Source organism: Parabacteroides sp. PM6-13 (assembly GCF_029892605.1).
Lineage (GTDB): Bacteria > Bacteroidota > Bacteroidia > Bacteroidales > Tannerellaceae > QVMG01.
The window spans coordinates 13,033-38,478 of the sequence record NZ_JARXWF010000006.1 but is presented as its reverse complement, the minus strand read 5'-3'; the positions used below and the strand labels follow the sequence as shown (position 1 = coordinate 38,478).

The 25,446-nt window shown below is 47.2% G+C and carries 21 protein-coding genes; 11 read left to right on the top strand and 10 right to left on the bottom strand.

Features of this window, described 5'->3' with window-relative positions; translation table 11 throughout:
* Positions 1-4 precede the first annotated feature (4 nt).
* Positions 5-2,419 carry a carboxypeptidase-like regulatory domain-containing protein gene (locus M2134_RS07315; protein ID WP_280752100.1) on the bottom strand — a complete coding sequence of 805 codons (2,415 nt, stop codon included), beginning with the start codon at positions 2,417-2,419 and terminating at the stop codon, positions 5-7.
* Between the two features lie 594 nt (positions 2,420-3,013).
* On the opposite strand from M2134_RS07315, the gene M2134_RS07310 reads away from it, so the two are divergent.
* The 4 genes from M2134_RS07310 to M2134_RS07295 are packed head-to-tail and all read left to right on the top strand — an operon-like array spanning position 3,014 to position 5,441.
* Entirely contained in the window at positions 3,014-3,550 is a 537-nt protein-coding gene (locus M2134_RS07310; RefSeq protein ID WP_280752065.1) for a nitroreductase family protein, read from the top strand.
* Position 3,551: 1 nt separating this feature from the next.
* A complete protein-coding gene (locus tag M2134_RS07305; protein ID WP_280752064.1) occupies positions 3,552-4,319 on the top strand; it encodes a Rossmann-like and DUF2520 domain-containing protein in 768 nt (255 codons plus the stop codon).
* The gene (locus M2134_RS07300; protein WP_280752063.1) at positions 4,312-4,833 is read left to right on the top strand and encodes an HAD-IIIA family hydrolase; all 522 of its coding nucleotides are present in this window, start codon (positions 4,312-4,314) and stop codon (positions 4,831-4,833) included. The genes M2134_RS07305 and M2134_RS07300 overlap by 8 nt, the downstream gene beginning before the upstream one ends.
* A 20-nt stretch (positions 4,834-4,853) precedes the next feature.
* Complete coding sequence (locus M2134_RS07295; RefSeq protein ID WP_280752062.1) at positions 4,854-5,441, top strand: Maf-like protein; 588 nt, start codon at positions 4,854-4,856, stop codon at positions 5,439-5,441.
* Between the two features lie 10 nt (positions 5,442-5,451).
* Here the strand turns inward: M2134_RS07295 and M2134_RS07290 are convergent, their stop codons facing one another.
* The 7 genes from M2134_RS07290 to M2134_RS07260 all read right to left on the bottom strand — a co-directional run bounded on the left by M2134_RS07290 (position 5,452) and on the right by M2134_RS07260 (position 13,538).
* Positions 5,452-6,705 carry an FtsX-like permease family protein gene (locus M2134_RS07290; RefSeq protein ID WP_280752061.1) on the bottom strand — a complete coding sequence of 418 codons (1,254 nt, stop codon included), beginning with the start codon at positions 6,703-6,705 and terminating at the stop codon, positions 5,452-5,454.
* 7 nt (positions 6,706-6,712) lie between these two features.
* A complete protein-coding gene (locus M2134_RS07285; protein WP_280752060.1) occupies positions 6,713-8,014 on the bottom strand; it encodes an ABC transporter permease in 1,302 nt (433 codons plus the stop codon).
* Between the two features lie 95 nt (positions 8,015-8,109).
* Positions 8,110-8,775 carry an ABC transporter ATP-binding protein gene (locus tag M2134_RS07280; protein ID WP_280752059.1) on the bottom strand — a complete coding sequence of 222 codons (666 nt, stop codon included), beginning with the start codon at positions 8,773-8,775 and terminating at the stop codon, positions 8,110-8,112.
* A gap of 30 nt (positions 8,776-8,805) precedes the next feature.
* Positions 8,806-10,071 (bottom strand): multidrug ABC transporter substrate-binding protein, encoded by a 1,266-nt coding sequence (locus M2134_RS07275; RefSeq protein WP_280752058.1) that lies wholly within the window; start codon positions 10,069-10,071, stop codon positions 8,806-8,808.
* Between the two features lie 39 nt (positions 10,072-10,110).
* Positions 10,111-11,367, bottom strand: a complete 1,257-nt coding sequence (locus tag M2134_RS07270; RefSeq protein ID WP_280752057.1) for an ABC transporter permease — start codon at positions 11,365-11,367, stop codon at positions 10,111-10,113.
* Between the two features lie 75 nt (positions 11,368-11,442).
* Positions 11,443-12,687 carry an efflux RND transporter periplasmic adaptor subunit gene (locus M2134_RS07265; protein WP_280752056.1) on the bottom strand — a complete coding sequence of 415 codons (1,245 nt, stop codon included), beginning with the start codon at positions 12,685-12,687 and terminating at the stop codon, positions 11,443-11,445.
* 140 nt (positions 12,688-12,827) lie between these two features.
* Positions 12,828-13,538 carry a methyltransferase gene (locus tag M2134_RS07260; RefSeq protein ID WP_280752055.1) on the bottom strand — a complete coding sequence of 237 codons (711 nt, stop codon included), beginning with the start codon at positions 13,536-13,538 and terminating at the stop codon, positions 12,828-12,830.
* A gap of 133 nt (positions 13,539-13,671) precedes the next feature.
* Here M2134_RS07260 and lon point away from each other — a divergent pair, with 133 nt between their 5' ends.
* Positions 13,672-16,104: an endopeptidase La gene (gene lon, locus M2134_RS07255; protein WP_280752099.1), complete on the top strand. Its 2,433-nt coding sequence runs from the start codon at positions 13,672-13,674 to the stop codon at positions 16,102-16,104.
* A 52-nt stretch (positions 16,105-16,156) separates the two neighbouring features.
* On the opposite strand, the gene fabD is transcribed toward lon, so the two are convergent.
* The gene (gene fabD, locus M2134_RS07250) at positions 16,157-17,035 is read right to left on the bottom strand and encodes an ACP S-malonyltransferase (protein WP_280752054.1); all 879 of its coding nucleotides are present in this window, start codon (positions 17,033-17,035) and stop codon (positions 16,157-16,159) included.
* Between the two features lie 139 nt (positions 17,036-17,174).
* On the opposite strand from fabD, the gene tatA reads away from it, so the two are divergent.
* Both tatA and tatC read left to right on the top strand, forming a co-directional pair.
* Positions 17,175-17,372: a twin-arginine translocase TatA/TatE family subunit gene (gene tatA / locus M2134_RS07245; RefSeq protein WP_280752053.1), complete on the top strand. Its 198-nt coding sequence runs from the start codon at positions 17,175-17,177 to the stop codon at positions 17,370-17,372.
* 9 nt (positions 17,373-17,381) lie between these two features.
* Complete coding sequence (gene tatC, locus M2134_RS07240; RefSeq protein WP_280752052.1) at positions 17,382-18,227, top strand: twin-arginine translocase subunit TatC; 846 nt, start codon at positions 17,382-17,384, stop codon at positions 18,225-18,227.
* Here the strand turns inward: tatC and M2134_RS07235 are convergent.
* Complete coding sequence (locus M2134_RS07235) at positions 18,222-18,953, bottom strand: copper homeostasis protein CutC (RefSeq protein WP_280752051.1); 732 nt, start codon at positions 18,951-18,953, stop codon at positions 18,222-18,224. The genes tatC and M2134_RS07235 overlap by 6 nt on opposite strands.
* Before the next feature lie 147 nt (positions 18,954-19,100).
* On the opposite strand from M2134_RS07235, the gene M2134_RS07230 reads away from it, so the two are divergent.
* The 4 genes from M2134_RS07230 (at position 19,101) to thrC (ending at position 25,337) form a co-directional block, all read left to right on the top strand.
* A complete protein-coding gene (locus M2134_RS07230) occupies positions 19,101-20,033 on the top strand; it encodes a DMT family transporter (protein ID WP_280752050.1) in 933 nt (310 codons plus the stop codon).
* Between the two features lie 253 nt (positions 20,034-20,286).
* A complete protein-coding gene (thrA, locus tag M2134_RS07225; protein WP_280752049.1) occupies positions 20,287-22,725 on the top strand; it encodes a bifunctional aspartate kinase/homoserine dehydrogenase I in 2,439 nt (812 codons plus the stop codon).
* Positions 22,726-22,787: 62 nt separating this feature from the next.
* The gene (locus tag M2134_RS07220) at positions 22,788-23,993 is read left to right on the top strand and encodes a cofactor-independent phosphoglycerate mutase (RefSeq protein ID WP_280752048.1); all 1,206 of its coding nucleotides are present in this window, start codon (positions 22,788-22,790) and stop codon (positions 23,991-23,993) included.
* A gap of 33 nt (positions 23,994-24,026) precedes the next feature.
* On the top strand, positions 24,027-25,337 hold the full coding sequence (gene thrC / locus M2134_RS07215) for a threonine synthase (RefSeq protein WP_280752047.1): 1,311 nt from the start codon (positions 24,027-24,029) through the stop codon (positions 25,335-25,337).
* Positions 25,338-25,446 lie beyond the last annotated feature (109 nt).

Sequence of the window (25,446 nt, the reverse complement as noted above, 5' to 3'; positions counted from 1 at the left end):
AATCTCAAAAATCCACAATCAACCGCAGGTTAATCTGCCGTCCCGTCAGGTAATTGGGTACGGCATATTGTTGGTTGTACACGTCGGTGATCCAGTAATAGGAATTGGTATTCTTGAAATCCAGGAGATTAAACACATCTACCCCCAGCCAAATGTTTTTCAGGTGACGGAAAACACCCCGATCCATTATCGGATCCACGCCGCCTGCCAGTTGGTAAGAGAGGCCGATGTCCACACGGCGGTAAGCCGGCAGCCGGTAATAGCCTGCCTCATAGCCTTTATGTGGGATCGTAACGGGCAATCCGCCTGAAATAACACCTGTTAAATTCAATTTGATACGCTCGTTGTTCGGAAAATAGTCCTGGAAGAAGAGCGATAGGTTATACCCGCAATCATTGGGCATAGGCGCTTCGGTATCTTCCCGGATGGTTTGTTGTGACTTCATCAACGAGAGACTGATCCAGGAATCGGTGCCCGGCACAAACTCGCCAAAGAATTTCATATCGAGCCCCATGGCGTATCCCTTAGCGCAATTCTCGCCATAGTATCGCATTTTTACATTGTCGAGCGTATAGGGGATCACATTGTCTAACTTCTTATAATACACCTCTGTCGTAAAACGGAAGTTCCGATCCATAGTCTTAAACGAATAATCGCCTCCCAAAATGAAATGGATGGAGCGCTGCGACTTGATGTTCTCGTTCAGTTCCACCACATCGTTGCCATCGTCATCCTGCACCACCTTACGGATCTCTTTGTAGAAAGGCGACTGATAATAGATACCCGTAGCCGCGCGGAACGTGAAGTTCTGGTTGGCATTTGGGATATACCCCAGGGAGACACGCGGGCTGAAGATAAATTCTTCGTTGTAGTCCCAGTAGCTTCCGCGGATACCTCCCACCAGCGTGAACAGCCCTTTCGAGGTACGGAATTTGAAAACATCCTGCAGATATCCCGAAAAGCGTATGCTATTCATCTTATGATCGGAATAGAGATTGGCAATCACACTCACCGCATCTTCCTGATGGGGTAGGGAATAGCCCGACGAATCGCGCTTTTCCCATTCGCTGATTCGGTCCTGAATGCGTTCGCTTTGCAGGGTCAATCCCCATTGCGCGGTATGCTTTCCCAAACGGGTGCTTCCGTAATGGTTCACATTGAACACATCCGAACGAAGCCGGTTGCGCGCGTGCTCATGATAGCGTCCGATGGTCATATTGGAATTTACATCTTCGTTGGGGTTCACCGAGCCCTGTTCGCTCATCCAATACTCTCCTGATATATCGTAGGACTCCGATTCCTGGCTGTTGAACGCCGAGGTTTGAATCCCTATCTCCGTATTCTCATTCGGTTTATATTTCAATGAAAGCGCTCCGAAAAGAGTCTGAAACTTATCGCGCTCCTGTCCGTCGAAATAGACCTCGAAGTTTTGCGGGTTATCTGCTGTTCCGAAAGAGGTCTCTTTGACGTGGGGAATGAATTTGTAGTTGTTGACCGACAGGTTGCCCATAAAGTCAATCTCCCATTTAGGGGCTACCTGGTAGGTGATGAAAGTCTGCAAGTCCACAAAGTTCGGATCAAACTCCGCGTCGGTATCCAGGGTGCGCAACAGGGAACGTCCTGTTTTATAGCGCATCCCGGTGATATGTGTCACTTTTCCATGTGCTCCGCCCACGTAGGCATTGGCACCCAGGAAACTGGCGGATGCCGACCCTTCCAACTTTTCAGGTCGTTTGTAGGTTACATCCAACACCGAACTCATCTTGTCACCATATTTGGCTTCAAAACCACCGGCGGCGAAGTTGACCGATTCTGTTAGGTCTGGATTCACAAAGCTCAGTCCCTCCTGTTGTCCGGATCGGATCAGCAATGGGCGGAATACCTCCAGGCCGTTTACATAGACCATATTCTCATCGAAACTACCGCCACGAACAGAATATTGCGAGCTTAGTTCGTTCGAAGAAGAGACGCCGGCAAAAGTGACCACTAAGCTTTCAATGCTCCCTCCGGAGGGGTCGGGGAGAAAGCGTACGCGCTCCGCGTCGAGCGACTCCATGGCAGTGGTCTGTCGACGGCTGGCGGTGACAACCGCTTCGCCCAATTCGAAAGACATGGGGTTCATCTGTACGTTCAATCGCATATCGCTGGCGACCACCGGCAGGATACGCTGGGCTTTGTTGTATCCCAGGCAGCTGAACAGTAGGGTGATAGAGTCACCCGGTGTGACCGAGACGCTGTATTGTCCTTTTTCGTTCGACATATCTCCGGCCAGCGGACTGTTCTCGACCTGCACCAGTACCAAATCGAGCGGATTCCCGTCCGAATCATACACAAACCCCGATATCTTTACCTTCCCCTGGCCAAATGCCGTCGAAGCAATTCCTATAAATAAAAGTGCCGCTATCGCACGAATTTTCATCATCATACATACATTGATACCCTATATAAACGAAAAAAAGCAAGGAAGCGTATAAAAGGCTTTATATTTTTTGTCTTGCTCCGAAAATGGTTGGGAGAAAGGGGGAGTGTTTTCAGATTTTGGAAGAATTGAAGGAAATAGGAAATAGGAGATAGGAGCGTCTTAGATTTAGTAAAGTAAGATGGGAAGGTGGGGGTGTATATTCATGGCTGAAAGCCACAGTGGGCCTGAACCTCTCTTCCTACTTGAAGATCCACATCCATCAGTGCAATCTTTTTAATCAAACCAATCACATCCGAGAAATCCCAAAATCAGCGGAAATCGGTCTTGGTCTTTAAGGACTTTAAAGTCTTTAATGTCTTTAAAGTCCTTTTTGTCATTTTGTCAAAAACGCCCGACTATTTTTCCAAAAACGTAGGGGTATTTAAAATTAGTCAGGCGAGTAACACTTTTTAACGTGTCATATTGTAAAGCAAAACCGACTTTTTGCTATCAAAATGACAATCGGCTTTTCTCTCTTTTTGTTGGGCGGTTGTAGAGGCATTTGCGGGTAAATCATTACCTTTGCTTGATAAACGAAAAAAGATAAATCTGATGGAAAGTTTTGCATCGCTGATAAAGCAGCGGAGAAGTATTCGGCAGTTTACCGACGAATTATTGAAACCCGAAGAGGTGGAAAGCATATTGAAAGCAGCCCTGATGGCGCCGGCATCCAAGCGTAAGAATCCCTGGCAGTTTATTGTGGTAGAGGATAAAGCGATGTTGCAACGCCTGGCCGGATGCAAGGAGCATGGCGCGGCTTTTCTGGAGGGTTGCGCGCTGGCGGTCGTTGTATTAGGCAATGTGATGGAAAGCGATGTGTGGATAGAAGATACGGCTATTGCCTCCATTTATATGCAGTTGCAGGCGGAAGAGTTGGGATTGGGTAGTTGTTGGTGCCAGATTCGCAACCGGGTAACGGCGGAAGAGACCGATGCCAATGAGTATGTGCGTGCCTTACTGAATATTCCTTATCAGCTCGATGTGTTATCTATCATTGCCTTTGGCCATAAAGCCCAGGAGCGGAAGCCTTTCGACGAAGAGAAACTGCAATGGGAAAAGATACATATCGGAACCTATCCTGCCGAATAAGATGAAGATTGTATTTATCGGTTCAGGCAATTTAGCCACCCGTCTTTCGCTGGAAATGCATCGGGTAGGCATGACCATCAGCCAAGTGTATAGCCCCACGCCGGAGCATGCCTCCGCGTTAGCCGAGCAGTTGAACGCTGCCTGGACCTCTTCCCTCGCGGAGGTGGAGGAGGATGCGGATGTATATCTCTTTTCCGTTCGCGACGCCGTGTTGGAAGAGGTTTTGAAAGCGATGAAACCAAACGGCGGGCTTTGGCTGCATACGGCAGGCAGTGTGCCGATGGATATATTTACCCCTTACACAAAACGCTACGGGGTGTTCTATCCATTGCAGACATTCAGCAAAGGAAAAGCGGTCTCTTTCGATCAGATTCCCATCCTGTTGGAAGCCGCCCGGGAGGAAGACGGACGTTTCCTGCAGAACCTGGCCGGAGCCCTTTCCGGACATGTCGAATTTCTCTCTTCCGAAAAGCGGAAAACGGTGCATCTGGCTGCCGTGTTTGCCTGCAATTTCACCAATCACATGTACACACTTGCGGCCAAAATACTGGAAGAAGAAGGAATCTCCTACAAACTGCTTCTTCCGTTGATTGAAGAGACGGCCGCTAAGATCGAAAATATGCCGCCGCTGTTGGCACAGACCGGACCGGCAGTGCGTTACGATGAAAACATCATGGAAAAACAGATAAACCAGCTGAAAGAGGATGCTATGAAAGAGATATACCGCTTGCTCAGCCGGAATATACATAAAGAATCGACACATGAGTAGTATCAACTTTGATTTGAAAAAGATAAAAGGCTTTGTCTTCGATGTCGACGGAGTCTTGTCATCGGATATCATTCCTTTACATCCCAATGGGGATCCTATGCGTACGGTGAATATAAAAGATGGCTATGCCATGCAACTGGCTGTCAAAAAAGGCTATGTTGTCGGCATCATTACCGGCGGATATACCGATTCGGTGCGCGTCCGTTTCGAGCGTTTGGGCATTGAACACATTTATATGCGTAGCGCTATCAAAATGAATGACTTTGAGGATCTGCTCCAAAAGACCGGTGTGTCGCCCGAAGAGTTGGTGTATGTGGGCGATGATATTCCGGACTACGAGGTGATGAACCGGGTGGGTTTGCCTGTTTGTCCTTCGGATGCGGCGCCTGAAATCAAGGCAGTCGCAAAGTATATATCTCCGCGTAAGGGTGGGGAAGGGGTAGCCCGTGATATTATTGAACAGACCATGAAAGCACAAGGAGTATGGATGTGTGACGAAGCCTTCGGATGGTAGACCTTTTTAAGAATAAACATATGAATCTACTTCCTAATCTCAGCAAATATAAAATCATATTAGCCTCCAATTCTCCCCGCCGCAAAGAATTATTGGGTGGGTTGAATCTGGATTTTGAGGTTCGTATTATTCCCGATATCGACGAGTCGTATCCGGAAGAGATGCCGGTCGAAGCCATTGCCGGGTATGTCGCCCAAAAGAAGGCGGAGGCTTATCTCCCCACATTGGCGGATGAAGAACTGTTGATCACGGCAGATACCATTGTTTCCCTCGGCGGCAAGATCCTGGGCAAGCCGACAGACAGGGAGGATGCGATCCGTATGTTAGGTGAGCTCTCCGGTCGTCAGCACGAGGTGATAACAGGCGTCTGTGTCTACACCCGCGAAAAACAACTCACTTTCTCTGTCACTTCAGCCGTCCGTTTCGGAACCCTGACCGAAGAAGAGATCACCTATTACGTCGACAACTACCGCCCTTACGACAAAGCCGGTGCTTATGGCATACAGGAATGGATTGGCTATATCGCTGTCGAAGCGATCCAGGGCTCTTTCTATAATGTGATGGGACTGCCTATACAACGGTTGTATCAGGAGTTGAAAAACTTCTGATTGTTCTCTTTTATTCATAATGCAACGCCTCTGCCACCTCTGTTTTGGCTGAGCGCTGAGCCGGATACCATGTGCCGGCCACGATGGCGATAATGACTAACACTAAGGTGATTACCGTATTTATTGCGATTCTTTCCGACGTAACAGGGAGATAGGTTGTTGAAAGCAAATCAGATCGCACGATATTCACCCAAACGATGATGGCCGGTATAAGTGCGATCAGCATAAGAATAAAGCTTTCCATAAGCATTTGCACCTGTATCTGATTTCGCGTTGAACCGATCGCTATGCGTATACCGATTTCTCCTTTTCTCTTTTCGATGCGCAACCAGAAGGTGGCGATAATACCTAAGAAAATGTTTACTAAGAAAAAGACCGTGAAAGCGCTACGGTATTGAATGGATTTGTAAATACTCTCCATTTTAAATATCTCTTTCCGCAAATTGTCCATCGGCACGATGTCAGCCAAAAAGAAGTTGCCGATGCCCAATTCGTTTTTCATTTCTTTCTTGAACGATGCCGGGAAGTTTTGTGCGGATTTGCCCGAACGTGCCCGGATACAGATATCCACATTTTCCCATATCTCCTGTTCGTTTTTCCCGAAAAGAGATTTTTCTTCGAAGGGGATGAATATGTAATTGGTTGGCACGCTGTATTCGTGTCTTTTGATAGGGTTTGTTACCTCGGAGACAAAGGTCGGCGTGTCATCGTATTTAAAGATCGTTTTGCCGATCAGCGAAACATCCGGAGATAATTCATCATTAATCGTTTTTGAGATGATCAACCCCTCCCGAAGCGCGTTTTCTATATATGTTTTATCATTGCTTTTCGATAGTTTCACCCTGAACACATCAAAGTATTCGGGTGTGACCGATAGGATCTGGGTGCTGATAATAACACTGTCCAATTTATAATTCGTATTACTGCTGGACAGACAATAGGGATAATGTAAATGTCCAAGGCTTACCACTTCGACCTCCGGGTGCTGTCGTATTCGCTCGATGATACGCAAGAAATTCTCTGCCGGCTCATGACTCCCTGCTTCATGCTGCGTGTAGTTATTACTATTCGGAGAGTACACCCCCATATTTATTTTATAGGTGTTCTCAATATCGAAACCGACCGGAGTACGGCTATTGATAAACAATACCGAAAAGAAATCAACCACATACCAGAAGAGAGAAATAACTAAAAACAATTCCAGCACAATCCATACGTTTTTGCGCCATTGTTTGTTGATCAATTTGAATAGGTGTTTTATCATGGCTTTGTTATTTATCGTTTAAGGCTTCTACGATCTGCTTGCGGGACGCATTCCATACCGGAAAGAGCGAAGAGAGAAGATTCAGTAAGATACAGACGCAGAGAGCAGAGAAGAATACACTGAAATTGATAAGCATAGTGGGTGAAATCGTTACCGGCGCCTCTATCCCGAAAAAAGAATCGCTGAATAATGTCTCGGCAAACATCCAGACAAGCATATAAGAGATCAGTAATCCGACAAGGCCTCCCAGCAAGGTGAGCAAAAGGTTTTCCACCAACACCTGGTTGATCAATACGGGACGATTGGCACCAAAGGCTTTGCGCACGCCGAACTCTTCGATACGCTCCTGCATCCGGGAAGAGGTGAGTCCTAAGAGATTAACGGCAGGAACCAATAGGAATATCAGGGCGATAAAAAGGTATTGTAAAATAATATCTTTATAGTCCTTCTTTTCCTGTACATTGGTAATACTCAATATGGTTTGCGATGGTGGATAGTTCTCGCCGAGTTTCAGTTTATACTCCTTTTGCGACTGGTTCATTATCTCTTTGTTCCGGTCGATCTCCTGACGAATCGCATCGAAGTCGGACGGGCTCTTAGCCAGAATATAGGCCGTGAAAAAACCAACCAGATTCTCTCCCATCGAGAGGTTGACTAATGTCGGAACAGTCGTGAATGGCACCCATAGATCGGCATAGCTTTCCGTCATGGCAGTTGATACATCTTTTACGACTCCTCCCACGATATAGTCTGTTCCATTCACCTGTACAACAGATCCTACGACATCACTCTTTCCAAACATCTTCCGCGCCAGCGACTCGGAAAGCACGGCTTTCTGATAACCGCTTTGAAATTCCTCTTCACTATAAGGCTTCCCCTCCAGGAAAGAAAAACGAAACACTTTCCAGTAGTTAGCATCCGTACATCCCAGATACACCTCATGCATATCATTCTCTCCCTCTTTATTGGCAAAGATCGATCCCATGAAAAACTTCAATAGTCCCACCGGAGCGGCAACAGCTACACATTCGGGTGTTTTCAAGGTATAGAAACACTCCTTGATCGTATGATAGGAGAGATACGCATTGTTGGTACCTCTTCCGTTGACATGCTCCGCTACGGCCGTATTGGCCACTAACGTACGGTGACGGTTCACCTCCGGAGCCATATCCGCGGTCTTGATATGATACACGATGGCAATGACCATCACCAGCGAAATAGCCAACCCTGTTCCCAGGATATAGACTGTGCTATAGAAGCGGTTTTGCTTCATCAACTGCCAGGCCTGTTTGAGATATACCTTTATCATAATTGTTAATTGTTAATCGTTAATTATTAATTGTTAATTATTTTACACGGTTCCTGATTTTAATTAACCATTAACCATTAATAATTAACCATTTATTACTGCACCTGCCGTCCGTCGAAGAAGCGAATGGTGCGGCTGGTTTGTTTGGCTTGTTGCTCGTTGTGGGTTACCATCACGATGGTGCGGCCATCCTCTTTATTTAGTTTGTGGAGGATATCCATGACTTCGATACCCATCTTACTGTCGAGGTTACCAGTCGGCTCATCGGCGAGGATGATCTCAGGATTACCAATGATGGCACGGGCAATAGCTACGCGCTGGCACTGTCCTCCGGAGAGCTGTGTGGGGAAATGACGCATACGATGGCTCAACCCGACGCGTTCCAATACTGCCTGTGCCGCTTTCCGGCGCTCCGAGGCGGATACCTTGCGGTAGAGTAGGGGGAGTTCCACATTGTCGAGAACATTGAGGGAGTTGATCAGGTGGAAGCTCTGAAACACAAAACCTAACTGTTCGTTACGGAAGGCAGCCTGCTGCTTGTCGTTCATCTGCATCGTGTTTATGCCATTGATCTCTACGATTCCGCCTGAAGGCGTGTCCAACAGGCCGATGATATTCAGCAAGGTCGATTTGCCACACCCTGAAGGTCCCATAATGCTCAGGAACTCGCCTTTTTTTACTTCCAGGTTTACATTCTCCAACGCGACCGTTTCAATTTCTTTTGTACGGTAGATCTTTTCCAGATTTGTCAATTTAATCATGATCTTATAGTTTACTTGTTTGTTAATATATTATTCGTGACGTAATGCCTCTGCCGGAGGCAGGGAGGCTGCTTTTCGGGCAGGAATACGGATGCCCAGCCAGATAATGATGGCCAACAATAGGTAAGTCGCGAAGACTACCGGCAGGATACGCTCCCAACCAATAGGGATACGTCCACTTTCAATGATATCGAGGAAAGCCATATTCCCGACAAATAACAGGATGAAAGGGAGGGTGAGAAGCAGTAGAGACAGACTCTCCAGGTTCATAAAGCGGGAAATGCCGCTTGTGGTAGAACCCATTGCTATACGTAATCCGATCTCTCCCCGGCGATGCTGGGTGCGCAGCCAGAAGGTACCAATAATACCAAAGAAGACATTGACCAGCATAAAGCCCATCAAGGCTATCTTGGTACGGCTTTCGTTCTGATAATAGCTGATAACCTCCTTGCGTTGGTGAGCAATGGAATAGGCTCCATACACATAGATATTGTTGACCGTCAACCGTTCACCCATGGATTCGAGAAAGAGATACATCTCTTCCAGCGTCATGGCGCGTTTCATACGGAGGCAAACCTCCGCGCTGCTGGCGTTAAAACTATTCACCATCGTTTCCAGTTGTGAGCCAACCATCACATCGAAGAAGCAGGGATCGCTTATTTCATAATCGGAGGCACGTATCGGTGTGCTGACAGCGGCCACCAGGATCGAATTGCTTTGGTTGTTATTCCTTACTCGTTGCCCTTTGCCCTCTTTGCCTTCAAAGAACTGCTCTTCCATATCTTCCGAGATCACATAGCAGTGTTCACCGGGCGGGAGTTGAGGGGTGATGGCGTTGCCATGTTTGTCTTTCACACGGAAAACATCGAAAAATTCCGGTGTCACCCGGCGTGTCTGATACGAGCGGGTGCGGGCTGTGGCAGTATCACCCTCCACCGGCTCGAGCGAGTTCCAGGAATTACCCCAGGAATAAGGATGTGAATAGAAAGCGGCGCATACGTTTTCCACTTCCGTTTCACGACGGATATTCTCCATCAATGCTATCAGATCCTCCGTTTCGGTGGTGGTGCGATCCTCTTCGTTGACGAAGCCAGGCGCGTTACTATTCAAATCGTAGAGCTTCAATCGCCAGCAATTCTCTATATCATATCCCAGTGGTTGGTTGTAGACACGTGTATCGATCCATAACATATCGGCTACATACCAGAGTACAGCAGCTACCATTAACAGCTCCATGAAGATCCAGCCGTTTGAACGGCGTTGCTTCCAGATTATTTTTATTATTTGTTTGAACATCGTTTCTTTCTGATTAGGGTGATTAGACTCTTTTTTTGATTATACCGTATCATCTCGTAAGGCATCTACAGTCGACAGGCGCGAAATGCGAACTGCCGGAATGATGGCGCTTAGCAGGTTTAATAATAAGACAAACAACAGCGCAACAACAAAGGTAAATGGCTTGAACAACATACTGGTATTTAATGCCGGACTACTATCCAGGAGAAAACTGCGGAAGAGATAGAGCAGTAGGAAAGAGAGGAAGAAGCCTATCACGCCACCGGTCAGCGTGGTGATCAGATTCTCATAAATGACCTGGTGGATGATTTTGCCACCTGTTGCCCCAAAAGCCTTTCTGACGCCTACTTCGGCATGGCGTTGCTGCACCGACGATTGTGCTACCCCGGTCAGGTTGAATGCCGGTATCAGGATCAGGAAAAGCAGGATACCACCCGTACTCAGCAGAAAATCCTTTGCATTTGCCTTTTTGAAACCATGGGAACCCATGGCTACGTCTAAGCGGGTGATCGGATTCTGGAGGAAATTGACCGTGTAATTCTTTTTTGTTTCGTTGTATTGTGCTGTTTTTTTGGTAAGCTCTTCCCGGATGGCGTTGAAATCTTTTTGTTTATGCGCCAGTATCTTCACACTGAGTACCCCGCTTATGCCTTCGTGTTTCGATGTCTGAAGCCCGCTCTCATCGGTGGTGTAGGGGATCCACATATCCGCGTAAGCGTCGGAGGCAGCCAGGCTGACATCGCGCACGACTCCACAGATGGTGAATGTCAGGAAGTCTGATATGATCGTTTTGCCGACCACAGCCGTTGTGCCAAAAAGATCCCGTGCCAATTCTTCGCTGACGACGGCGGTACGTATGCCCGACTGGAAATCAGCCTCTGTAAAAGGCTTTCCTTCGACGAAGCGAAAAGAGAATATCTTCCAAAAGGCCGGATCGGTCAACGAAATCACATATTCTTTGTAGAGCCGTTTGCCCGGAAGAGAGATCGGGCGGAGCATTTTATAAGATGCGCTAACGGCTTCCGGTGTCTGCAAGGCGTAGAAACACTCCTTGACTACCTCGACCGACATATTTCCTCTATTGGTTTCATTCTGTGAAGCAGCCACTGTTCCGCTTACATACATCATCCGGTCGCGTTTATCTTCCGGTGGGAAATTGGCATAGCGGATCTGAAAAACTAATACAACGACCATGATCATCGCGATAGAGATGGCGCTCCCGATGATGGATATGGTGCTGACCAAAGGGTTCTCTTTGCAGAGTTGAAATGCTTGTTTGATATAAATCTTTAACATGATAATGATGAATTATGAATGAAGAATGATGAATTGAAGATCGCTTAGCCGAAGGCGTGAAGCAACCATAATTTATCATTTGATTTTTAGTTTGTTTTTATCTTTATAACTCGACATATCGGACACGACCACTTCGTCGCCTGGCTCGAGGCCGCTGATCACCTCGACGTAGTCGTAATTGCTGTCGCCCAGTATCACTTTGCGTTTGATAAGTTGCTCGCCGGCGATGACAAACAATTCATACTCGCCTTTGCCTGAATAATAGCTGGAATTCGTTATCCGCATCACATCCTCCTTGATAGCGTTCATTACATAAATATCCGTACGAAGGCCGGAGCGGAGACGCGGATGATTGCCCTCTTCCAATTGTACGGAGAAGGAGATCACCCCGTTGCGCGAGAGGGGGGTCACATCACTCACGATGCCATTCATGCGATCGTTTCCGATGCGTACCACCACCCGGCTGCCGGTGGAGATGCGGTCGCCATAGGAGTCGGCAATCTCCCCTTCAATTTTGAAATGCGAGAGGTCGGAGACAATAGCCAGGCGGCTTCCTTGTGCTACCTGCGCCCCTATCTCGTTATTGATATAGGTTAGGATTGCTTTGCGGGGCGCGCGCACCTGGGCATCTTCAAACGTACGTTTCATCTCCGCCAGGTTTTTCTGGAAGATACTGTATTCCAATTGTTTTATCTTGAAGTCTGATTCGACTAAGGCCTTTTCGTTTTCATATTTCTGCTCGTCTTCCTGCAGTTGTAATTTACTGACGTTGTAGTCGAGCTCCACCTGCAATACCTTATCGGCTGTTCCGGCACCCAATTCATCCAGGTAGCGCTCGTTGCGCAGTTCCACCTCTTTCCGGTCGAGCTTCATGCGGGATACCTTCAAGGCCATCTCCATTTCCGACAGTTTGTTGTGATTGTTGAGACGAAGCTGCTCCAGTTGCAGGCGTTTCATCTCCTGCTCGTCCAACAGTTTGTTGTAATCGTTTTCCACCGTCTGCAGATCGAGTTTCAGGATAGGGTCGCCCACATCGACAATATCACCGCCTCGTTTGTATACCTCCACGATGCGGGAGTTGATGGGCGATGTGACGATCTCTTCAAATGCCGGAACCACTTTGCCCGAAGCACTCGATGTGACCTCGATCAAGCCGATATCCACCATTGATATCTGCAAATCCTTTTTCTTTACACCCGTTTGCATCACAGCGAATAATGCCCAGACAGCCACCACGCCGACCGCCAGGAATATCCCGACCTTTGTCAACTGCTTTATCAATGCTTTGCGGCGTACCTCTTTTGGTATTTCCCTATCCATATAATTCTATGTTTTTTGAAATTATTATCGTTTGCCACTTTATAAGCAAAGCATGTGCCAAAAACATAAAAGGCTGATTGATAGGAGAAAACAAAATGGTATGTCTGTTCAAAAACGAACACTATGTACGGTTTTAGCGATTACATATTCAAATAATAGGCTTTGGTGAGCTGTTGGTATTCGGGTGTATATCGGTGGCGTTCGATTTCAATCGTTAAGGTATCTTTTTGCAGTATATCGGGCTTTTGTCCTATCTCTACCAGGATCCGCTTGGGAGAGCCTCCCAGAACGGGGATAACATCGGTCTGCCGGAGAAGAAAGAGTTCTGCCTCTTCCATTCGGGTATATAAGAACTCCTCCTGGTCGTAGGGGAGGATCAGGGCGATTCGTCCGTTCTCGGAGAGCATGGAGCGGCTTAGGCGGAGTAAATCTTCCAGCCGGAGTGTATCGGTATGGCGAGCGAGTGAACGGTTTTCGGTAGGCGGTTTTAGGGAAGAGACAAAATAGGGTGGGTTGGATACAATCAGGTCGTAACGATTTTTTCCTTGTGAGGCGAATTCGTCCAGGGATTGGTGAAACACCTTTATTCGATCCGAAAAAGGAGAGGAGGCTACATTCTCGAGCGACTGTGTATAGGCCCCTTCGTCGATATCGATAGCGTCAATATCGGCAAAGCAACGTTGAGCAATCATCAAAGCGATCAAACCACTGCCGGTGCCTATATCCAACACACGTTTCGCCTCTTCAGCCTGCGCCCACGCACCCAAAAGCACTCCGTCGGTCCCGACTTTCATTGCACACTTCTCATGACTGACAGTAAACTGCTTAAACCGGAAAAAAGAATTAGCCATCTTCTTACATTATTAAAACAAGGCAAAATTAACCAATATTGAATGAAATGATGTAACTTTGGCACGTTTTATGTTTTAGCTGTTATACAACAAATTGAGACTAAATTAAAGAATGAAGAATAATAATTCCAGAATGCATTATAACAATCGTTTTGATGATACTGAATCTGTCGTGCTTCCTGTCATAATGGACTGCGACATAGATGATGACTTTTCGCAAGGTATGGAAAAAATGGGTGACACACTGCCTATTCTTCCTTTGCGCAATATGATACTTTTTCCGGGAGTTGCTCTTCCGGTGATTGTGGGTCGCGTGAAGTCCATGCGATTGATACGGGAGGCCGTGCGCAAAAAGAAGCTCATAGGGGTCACATGCCAGAAATCTATTGAGACAGAAGATCCCGGTTTCGAGGATCTGTATCAGACTGGAGTCGTAGCTCATATTATGCGGGTATTGGAAATGCCTGATGGAAATACGACTGTGATACTGCAGGGGAAGAAGCGTTTTGAACTCCAAGAGATAACGGAAACAGAACCTTTCTTGACCGGGAAGGTGACGCTGTTGGACGATATTCGTCCGGATAGGAACGATCAGGAGTTTGAAGCCCTGTTGTCGACTATCAAAGACTTGACGATCAAAATGCTGAGTAATACCAATGAGCCGTCGCGCGAATTGATATTCTCCATTAAGAATAACCATAATATGGTTTACCTGGTGAATTTCTCTTGTAGCAATTTGCCGGTAACAGCCGATGTAAAGCAGGAGTTGCTTAAGATAAACGATCTGCGTGAACGGGCGTATCGCTTGTTATTCATATTGAATAGAGAGTATCAGCTGATGCAGTTGAAGGCCTCTATCCAAATGAAAACGCATGAGGATATCAATCAGCAGCAACGCGAGTATTTCTTGCAGCAGCAGATCAAAACGATCCAGGAGGAACTGGGAGGCAATATCAATGATCAGGAGATAAATGAACTACGGAAGAAAGCGGAAAAGAAGAAGTGGCCGGCTTATGTGAAAGAGGCTTTCGATAAGGAGGTGCGCAAGCTGGAACGCCTGCATCCGCAGTCGCCCGACTTCTCTATCCAGACACAATATGTACAGACCATTGTGAACCTGCCTTGGGGCGAGTACACCAAAGATAATTTCAACCTGAATCATGCACAAAAGGTATTGGATAAAGGCCATTACGGATTGGAGCAGGTGAAGGAACGCATCATCGAACACCTGGCTGTCCTGAAGTTGAAAGGAGACATGAAGTCGCCGATCATCTGCCTGTATGGCCCTCCGGGGGTAGGAAAGACCTCGTTGGGAAAATCCATTGCGGAGGCTTTGAACCGGAAATATGTGCGCGTGTCGTTGGGCGGTCTGCACGACGAAGCGGAAATTCGCGGACATCGACGTACCTATATTGGTGCCATGAGCGGGCGTATCATCCAGAACGTATTGAAAGCCGGCTCGTCGAATCCGGTGTTTATCCTGGATGAGATCGACAAGGTATCGAGCGATTTCAAGGGCGACCCGGCGTCGGCTCTGTTGGAGGTGCTTGATCCGGAGCAAAACAGCGCGTTTCATGATAACTACCTGGATATCGATTACGACCTGAGTAAGGTGATGTTTATCGCAACGGCAAACAACCTGAATACCATTTCGCAGCCATTGCTCGACCGTATGGAGCTGATCGAGGTGAGTGGTTATATCATGGAAGAAAAGATTGAGATCGCCAACCGCCACCTGATTCCAAAGCAGTTGGACGCGCATGGCATTGGTCGTAAGACCGTAAAGTTCCCGAAAAAGACCATTCAGGCCATTGTGGATTCCTATACGCGTGAGAGTGGTGTGCGTGAATTAGATAAAAAGATTGCCAAGGTCACCCGTAAGATCGCTCGGAAGATTGCCTCGGAAGAGGAGATACCGTCGCAGATCACACCCGATATGCTGCAGGAATACCTGGGTGCTCCGGAATATTCCCGTGACAAATACCAGGGAAATCAATATGCAGGCGTGGTAACCGGCCTGGCCTGGACCGCGGTGGGTGGTGCCATTTTGTTTGTGGAGGCCAGCCTGAGCAAAGGCAAAGGATCCAAGCTTACCCTGACCGGTAATCTGGGCGAGGTAATGAAGGAATCGGCTATGCTTGCGCTGGAATATATACATGCGCACGCTTCTATGTTTGGTATTCCGGAAGAGATGTTTGAAAACTGGAATGTACATGTGCATGTGCCGCAGGGAGCTATTCCGAAAGACGGGCCGAGTGCCGGTATAACGATGGTAACTTCGTTGGTGTCAGCCTTTACGCAGCGTAAGGTGAAGGAGCATCTGGCGATGACAGGCGAGATCACGCTTCGCGGTAAGGTGCTTCCGGTGGGCGGAATCAAAGAAAAGATTCTGGCAGCCAAACGCGCCGGTATCAAGGAGGTGATTCTTTGTCGTGAAAACAAGAAAGATATCGATGAGATAAAAGAGGACTACCTGAAAGGAATCACTTTCCATTATGTAGAAGACATCAGCGAAGTGATCAACCTGGCTCTATTAGATGAGAAGGTAGATAATCCACAATTTTAAGGACCTTAAGATTTTAAAGCAATAAAAAAGCCTCCGAAAGGAGGCTTTTTTATTATTGTTTCCCTTCGGTTGCCACCGAGCGGTCGATCTTTTTGATCAATCCCTGCAGGACGCTTCCCGGGCCTAATTCCGTGAAATGATCGGCACCATCGGCGATCATATGCTGGATTGTTTGTGTCCAACGCACCGGTGCTGTCAATTGTGCAATCAGGTTGTTTTTGATAACTGCCGGATCGGTAGCCGGTTTGGCATCTACATTCTGGTAGATTGGGCAGACAGGAGCGTTAATCGCTGTCTTTTCAATCGCTTCAGCCAGTTCGGCACGGGCCGGTTCCATCAACGGAGAGTGGAAGGCGCCACCTACATTCAATTTCAGAGCACGCTTGGCACCCGCTTCAAGCATCAGCTCGCAAGCTTTCTCAATACCCGACATACTTCCCGAGATAACAAGCTGTCCCGGACAGTTATAATTGGCACATACCACCACATCGTCTATGCCGGCACAGATCTCTTCTACCTTTTCGTCCGGCAAGGCCAATACGGCTGCCATCGTAGACGGAGTTAGTTCGCAGGCTTTCTGCATCGCCATGGCGCGCTTGGAGACCAATACCAGCCCGTCTTCAAAAGAAAGGGCGCCGGCAGCTACCAAGGCAGAAAACTCACCTAAGGAGTGACCTGCAACCATATCCGGTTGAAAGTCTTCGCCTAATGTTTTTGCTAATATAACGGAGTGAAGGAAAATGGCCGGTTGAGTCACTTTGGTTTGTCTCAGATCTTCATCAGTACCGGCAAACATCAGGTCGGTAATGCGAAAACCAAGTATTTCGTTTGCTTTTTCAAACATCTCTTTGGCTAATGGATTGTTGTCATACAGATCCTTACCCATCCCTACAAATTGTGCTCCCTGGCCGGGAAATACATACGCTTTCATTTTCTAATAATTTTCTAATTTCAGATTTTTAAGACGGTGCAAAGGTAATAAATCCTTGATAAATTGGGCGTCTTTGCTTTTGAATAGTATCTTTGCCGTTAGAATTAGAAAAAATTACTAACGATAATATACAACACGTATGAACCATTTAGCATTTATCGGTAACCTGGGAACAGGTGAGATTGTGATCATCGCTATCATTGTTTTGTTACTCTTCGGTGGAAAGAAAATTCCTGAACTGATGAAAGGAATCGGCAAGGGAGTGAAAAACTTCAAAGATGGTGTGAAAGGTTTGGAAGACGACATCAAAATAGACGACACAGACGATAAGAAATAAGAGAACGAGATGCAACAAGATGAAATGTCATTCTGGGACCACCTGGAAGAACTTCGTTGGACTCTCTTTCGTATCATTGGTGCGCTGTTTTTGTTTGCCATACTCCTGTTTGCTTTTATGCGGGGAGAAAATGGTATTTTTGATGGTATCATTATGGCGCCTACCCGTGGTGACTTCTGGACTTACCGTTTGTTTTGTAAGTCCGGGTCGCTATTGAAAATTGTAACCGACTTTTGTGATCCCACGTTCCGAATTCATATATTCAATATCAAATTAGCTTCGCAGTTCTTTACCCACATGACCACCTCTTTTTGGTTGGCGTTGGTATTGACTTTCCCTTATTTGATGTTTGAAGTATGGAAGTTTATTAGTCCGGCTCTTTATGAAAATGAAAAGAAGAATGTCCGCTGGGTATTCTTTTTCGGGACAGGTATGTTCTTCTTAGGATGTGCTGTCGGTTATTTTATGGTTTTTCCGGTTACACTTCGTTTCCTGGCTACTTACCAGATTAGTGAGGCGATAACCGAACAGGTCTCCCTAGAATCCTATATGGATAACTTCCTGATGTTGATCTTTGTGATGGGGGTTATCTTTGAAATGCCTCTATTATCGTGGTTATTGTCGAAGTTAGGCCTGATCCATCGTGGATTTTTCCATCGCTATCGCCGACATGCCATTGTCGCTTTATTGGTGTTAGCCGCCTTTATTACGCCCAGTGGCGACCCGTTCACCTTAGCCATTGTCTTTATCCCGCTGTACGCTCTCTTCGAATTGAGTGCTTTCTTTGTGCGGCCTGAACCTAAAGACGACGACGATGATGACGAGGAAACGCTACCGGCTGTAGCCGAATCATAAATACTTCGCTACCTTTTCGCGATCCGTTTGCACTGTCTCGAACTCCGAGGTGACAGGACTGCTTCCCATGGGTACACGCTCATTGCGGTATTCCATCTGGCTGAAAACAGTGCTTCTGGCGGAGGTGTGAAACTCTTTGGCGCCGGTTTCCGATTCAATCCGGGCGATATTCGTTTCGCGCACGCCGCATCCGGGCATGATAATAATGCGGTCACCAGCTCTTTTTACCAATTCAGCGATCAGGGGAATGCCCTGTTCGGCTGTTGGCTGCTGTCCGGAGGTGAGGATACGGTCGCAACCTGCTTCGATAAGCTGCTCCAGGGCCGTGAAAGGGTCACGGCATACATCGAAGGCGCGGTGGAAGGTAACCGACAGGGGCCGGGCTGCATCGATCAACCGTTTCAGTAGGACGGTGTCGATATCTCCTTCCCGGGTAAGACATCCAAAGACTACCCCCTGCACCTCGAGCTGTTTGCATAATTCAATATCGTATAGCATCGATTGAATTTCCGCTTCGGTGTACAGAAAGTCTCCGCCACGGGGACGGATAATCACATGGATCCTGATGTGTGATGTAAGCGCCTTGGCCATCTTTATCTCGCCATAACTGGGGGTAGTGCCTCCTTCCGGAATAGCTGCGCATAGTTCTACCCGGGTCGCGCCTCCCGCTTCCGCCTCTACACAGCTCTGCGCTGAATTAGCACATATCTCAATAATCCGTTTCATATCTCACTTGTTTATTCGGTAAAGATATACACTAATTTTTATTCTCACCCGCATGAGAATTTTTTCTCACGCGGGTGAGAATTATTTTTAAGGCTTTTGAAATCATTGAAACATCACTACCTTTGCGTCATCTTATAAAGCAAGGCAATGATGTCGAAAGAAAAAATAAAAGGTCATCTGTTGATCTTTTTGGCAAATGTACTGTTTGCCGTGAATATGCCGATTTCCAAATACCTCTTACCCGGGCATCTTACCCCTGAAGCATTGACGATTATGCGTATGCTTTTTGCCTGCGTTATGTTCTGGATCACCTCCCTTTTTGTACACAAAGAATCTGTTCCTTTGAAAGATATCGGTTTGTTGTTTGTTTGTGCCTTTTGTGGGATAGCCTTGAACCAAGGATTGTTTATTCAGGGCTTGAATGTGACCTCGCCGATCGATGCCTCTATCATTGCCACCGGAGTGCCCATTTTTGTGATGATCCTGGCGGCTATAATATTGAAAGAGCCTATCACACGCCAGAAGGCATTTGGTGTTTTCCTGGGCATAGGCGGGGCGGTGATGCTTATTCTGCAATCGGCAGACGGGGGCGGACGTGCCAGCAGCCTGTCGGGCAATCTGATGATTGTCACCAGTGGCCTGTCTTATTCGGTCTACCTTGTACTCTCAAAGCCTTTGACCGAGAAGTATTCATCGGTCACCATCATGAAATGGATGTTCCTTTTCGCGAGTCTGATGTTATTGCCATTTACCTACAGTCATATTGCGGAATCACCAGCATTTCAGCATGCCGGGATAGACCTGAAGGAGATCTCCGCCATTGCGTATGTGCTTTTCGGAGCAACCTTCCTTCCCTATCTGCTTATCCCTATGTCGCTGAAGCGGATACGCCCGACAACGGTTAGTATGTATAACTATGTGCAGCCGATTGTAGCTTCGCTTATCACCGTATTGGTGGGGCAAGACACTTTCGGACCACTGAAGCTGTTGGCTGCCGCCTTGGTGTTTGTGGGAGTCTATCTGGTGACGCAGAGTAAGAGCCGGGCTGATTTGGAACGCGAGCAGGAGGAAAATAAATGATATTCTCTTTGGTTTACAGCGCAAAATGTGTAAATTTGCCCTCACTATGCAAGTTAGAAACAAAACACTACACATCCGGAACACGACGTTCGCCTATTTTACATGGGCATTAACAACCCCTTGGGGGGTATGATCTACACACCACAACGCAAAGAGGCCAGGCCCTTTGGTTGTCGCAATTTAAGTATTGCCTCTTTTTAAATTCATACCGGCAGGTCCGGTTTCTTATTCAATCATAACATATTAGAATACGATGAAAGTATTGAAATTTGGCGGAACATCCGTAGGTTCCGTAAATAGTATCTTGAATGTAAAAAAGATCGTAGAGGCTGTTGAAGAGCCCGTCGTAGTAGTCGTCTCTGCCTTAGGTGGCATCACAGATAAGCTGATCGCTACCTCCCAACTGGCCGCCAAGGGTGATGTGGCTTATGAAAAAGCATTTTCTGAAATAGTTACCCGCCACTTGGATGTGGTGGAAGGTGTTATCCCCGATACAGAAGAGCGCAAAGAGGTGCAGGAAAAGGTGATGCATCTGTTGGAGGAGCTGGGTAATATCTTCCGGGGTGTTTATCTGATCAATGACCTTTCTACAAAGACGTCCGATGCGATTGTAAGCTATGGAGAGCGTATTTCTTCCACTATTATATCCCGTGTGATCAATGCGAAACTGTTTGATTCGCGCAAATTCGTAAAAACGATATCTCAATTTAATAAACATATTGTCGACTTTGATGAAACGAATCGTTTGATCAAAGAGACATTCACGCCGCTGCCGCAGGTGTCTCTGGTGCCCGGCTTTATTTCGACGAGCGCTGAAACGGGCGAGGTGACCAATCTCGGACGTGGCGGATCCGACTATACAGCTTCTATTCTGGCCACAGCGTTAGACGCTTCCGTATTGGAGATCTGGACGGATGTGGATGGCTTTATGACAGCCGACCCGCGTGTGATCAGTTCGGCTTACGTGATCGACCGCTTGACCTTTACCGAAGCCATGGAGCTTTGTAACTTCGGGGCGAAGGTGATCTATCCGCCGACGATCTATCCGGTTTACCATAAGAATATCCCTATTCGCATATTGAATACCTTTAACCCGGAAGCGCCCGGCACCTATATCTCGAAAGAGAAAGGGCAGGAGGGTGGAAAGGCGATAATCAAAGGTATTTCATCGATCAATGATACCTGCCTGATCACAGTACAGGGATTGGGTATGGTTGGCGTGATCGGTGTAAACTACCGTATATTCAAGACACTGGCGAAGAATGGCATCAGCGTATTTATGGTGTCGCAAGCCAGTTCGGAGAACAACACTACATTCGCCGTGCGAAATGCCGATGCCGATCTGGCAGTAGAGGTATTGAACGAAGAGTTTGCCTTGGAACGTTCTGTTGGCGAGATCAGCGATGTGACGGCGGAAAAAGAACTGGCCACCGTAGCTATCGTAGGGGAAAACATGAAACGTACGCCGGGTATAGCCGGCAAGCTGTTTGGTACGCTGGGACGTGCCGGGATCAGTGTGATTGCCTGTGCGCAAGGGGCTTCGGAAACAAATATCTCTTTTGTTATCAAACTGAAGTATCTGCGCAAAGCCTTAAACTCCATTCACGACTCCTTTTTCCTTTCCGAATATAAGGTATTGAATCTTTTTATCGCGGGAGTAGGCACGGTGGGAGCGCATTTGTTGGAGCAGATCCGCGTGCAGCAGCCCAAATTGATGGAGCAAAACGGACTGAAACTGAAAGTGGTGGGTATCTCCAATTCCAAGAAAGCCTATCTATGTCGCGAAGGGATCAACCTGGAGGACTATATGGGCGAGTTGAACGAGAAGGGAGTACCGAGCAGTCCGAAGCAGCTGGCTGATGAGATATTGAATATGAATATCTTTAATTCCGTCTTTGTCGACTGTACGGCCAGCCTGGAGGTGGCAGCGCAATACGAACGGTTGATGAATGATAATGTATCCGTTGTTGCCGCTAATAAGGAGGCCGCCTCTTCTACATACGAGAATTATCAGACGCTGAAAGAGACAGCCCGCAAGCGGGATATCAAATTCCTGTTCGAGACAAACGTGGGAGCCGGCCTACCGATCATCAATACCATGAATGATCTACGCAACAGTGGCGACCATATACTGAAACTGGCCGCTGTGCTTTCCGGTACATTGAATTATATCTTTAATACGCTGAGCGCGGATATCCCTTTCAGCAAGGCGATCCGCATGGCGAAAGAGGCCGGTTATGCCGAACCCGATCCGCGCATCGACCTGAGTGGAAAGGATGTATGTCGCAAACTGGTGATCCTGGCGCGCGAAGCCGGTTATAAGGTGGAGCAAAAGGATGTGAAACAGGAGTGTATCATTCCGGAGAAATATTTCGAAGGCTCGCTGGATGATTTCTGGAAGAATGTGCAGGAAGTAGATGCGTCGTTTGAAACCCGCCGGCAAAAGTTGGAGAAAGAACATAAGCGTTTACGCTTTGTGGCTACCATGGATAAGGGCGTATGTATGCTGGGACTGCAAGAGGTCGACAGCCATCATCCTTTCTATGAGTTGGAAGGAAGTAATAATATTATCATGATATCCACCGAAAGATATTATGAGTATCCAATGGTTATCAAAGGATATGGAGCCGGTGCCGATGTGACGGCAGCAGGAGTATTTTCGGATATTATATCGATAGCCAATATTCGGTAAACTTAGCATTGGCAGGAAAGGGTTTGTTTGTAGGAATCCGGCACTGCCAATAGACATACAATATGAAGACAATTATAATTCTTGCCGATGGAGCGGCCGATGAGCCTATCGAAATGCTTGGTAACAAAACTCCATTGGAATTTGCCCATACACCTTACCTGGACAAACTGGCTACGTTAGGCGTGACAGGGCAACTAAAGACAGTACCGGATGGATTTCATCCGGGAAGTGAAGTCGCTAACCTTTCCGTATTAGGTTACGATTTAGAAAAAGTGTACGAAGGACGAGGTGTACTGGAAGCAGCCAGCATAGGCGTTGACCTGAAACCGGGTGAGATGGCGATGCGATGCAATCTGGTTTACGTGAAAGACGACATCTTGGTGAATCATTCCTCCGGGCATATAACCACCGAAGAGGCGGATGAACTGATCCGGTTTCTGGATGAAAGGCTGGGGTCGGAGCAGGTGAAATTTCACACCGGCGTCTCTTATCGACATCTGCTTGTAGTGAAAAACGGCGATAAACGATTGGATTGTACCCCGCCACATGATGTGCCACTACATCCTTTCCGTCCGTTATTGATCAAACCGCTGACAGAGGAGGCGCGTGAAACGGCTGAGCAGCTGAATGCGCTTATCCTGCGCTCACAGGAGATATTGAAAGATCATCCTATCAACCTCAAACGTATCGCCGAAGGAAAAGATCCGGCGAATAGCATCTGGCCCTGGTCGCCCGGTTACCGTCCGGCCATGCGTACCCTGATGGATATGTATGGTTTGAAGAATGGAGCGGTGATCTCTGCTGTCGATTTGATTCAGGGCATTGGCAAGTATGCCGGACTGACCAATATTCCGGTGGAAGGGGCGACCGGATTGTACGACACGAACTACGAAGGAAAAGCGCATGCTGCCCTGGAAGCTTTGCGGACAAACGATCTGGTTTATCTGCATATCGAAGCAAGCGATGAAGCAGGGCATGAGGGTGATGTCGACCTGAAGGTGAAAACCATCGAGAACCTGGACCAGCGTGCCGTGCGTATTATCTTCGAAGAATTGCAAACATGGGATGAGCCGGTGGCGTTGGCTGTTTTACCCGACCACCCAACTCCATGTGCTATCCGCACACATACCAACACACCGGTACCTTTCCTGATCTATAAAACGGGAGTAGCACCCGACAGAGTGACTCGTTACGACGAACAATCGGTCATAGAAGGAAAGTATGGCCTGTTGGAAAGAGACCAGTTTATTCGGGAATTATTATCCTGACAATTTATTATTTATTGAAACATTCCATTAAACATGAGATATTACAGCACAAATCAACAAGCCGATTGGGCAACCCTTGAGAAGGCAGTTGTAAAAGGATTGGCAGAAGACAAGGGACTTTATATGCCGGAACGCATCATTCCGTTGGACGCTTCGGTAATTGAAAACCTGAAAAACAGGTCTTTTCACGAGATCGCCTGCACAGTGGCACGCGCATTTTTCGGGGAAGATATAGAAGCCGATACGTTAGACAGGATCGTAAAAGAGACCTTGTCGTTTGAAACACCGGTTGTTCCCGTAAGTAAAGATATTTATTCCCTGGAATTGTTTCATGGACCAACATTGGCATTCAAGGATGTCGGGGCACGGTTTATGGCTCGCTTGTTGGGTTATTTTATCCGTAAGCAGGGACTCAAACAGGTGAATGTCCTGGTGGCTACTTCGGGTGATACGGGTAGTGCTGTGGCCAATGGCTTCTTGGGTGTGGAAGGCATTCATGTGTATGTGCTTTATCCCAAAGGGAAAGTAAGCCCTATCCAGGAATGTCAGTTCACTACCTTGGGACAGAATATCACCGCTTTGGAGATCGATGGCACGTTTGATGACTGCCAGGCGTTGGTCAAAGCGGCTTTTATGGATAAAGAACTGAATGAACACCTGATGTTGACTTCGGCCAATTCGATTAACGTAGCCCGTTTTCTTCCGCAGTCATTCTATTATTTCAATGCCTATGCGCAGTTGGATCGGGTAGGGAAGGCTGACGACCTGGTGATTTGTGTGCCAAGCGGTAACTTTGGGAATATCACGGCCGGATTGTTTGCCCACCGCATGGGATTGCCTATCAAACGCTTTATTGCTGCCAACAACCGCAATGATGTCTTTCTGGAATACCTGCAAACAGGGAAATACAACCCGCGTCCTTCCGTAGCCACCATTGCGAACGCGATGGATGTTGGCGATCCCAGTAACTTTGCCCGCATCATTGATCTCTATGGACATGATATGGATACGCATACCCGTATAACAAACCTGATCTCGGGCTACCGATACACTGACGAAGAGATAGCGGAAACGATGAAGCGTGTTTATGAATCCGACGGCTATCTGTTGGATCCGCATGGCGCTTGTGGCTATCAGGCGTTGGTAGACGGGTTGCAAGCCGGTGAAACAGGGGTGTTCTTAGAAACGGCACATCCGGCTAAATTCAAAGGAACGGTCGATGAAATTCTTCAAGCAGATATAGAAATTCCGGCCAAACTCCGTGCCTTTATGCAGGGAGAAAAGCAATCTGAGGAGCTCTCGAAGGACTTTTCGGCTTTCAAAAGCTATCTGTTAAGTCGTTGATAGCTACATGTTTCCCTTGAAATATAGAGGCTGTCTATAAGCTGATCAGTCTTTCTTTTAAACCTTCCGCATCATCTTGCTGTTCTATTAGTAGTAAATCGAATAACTA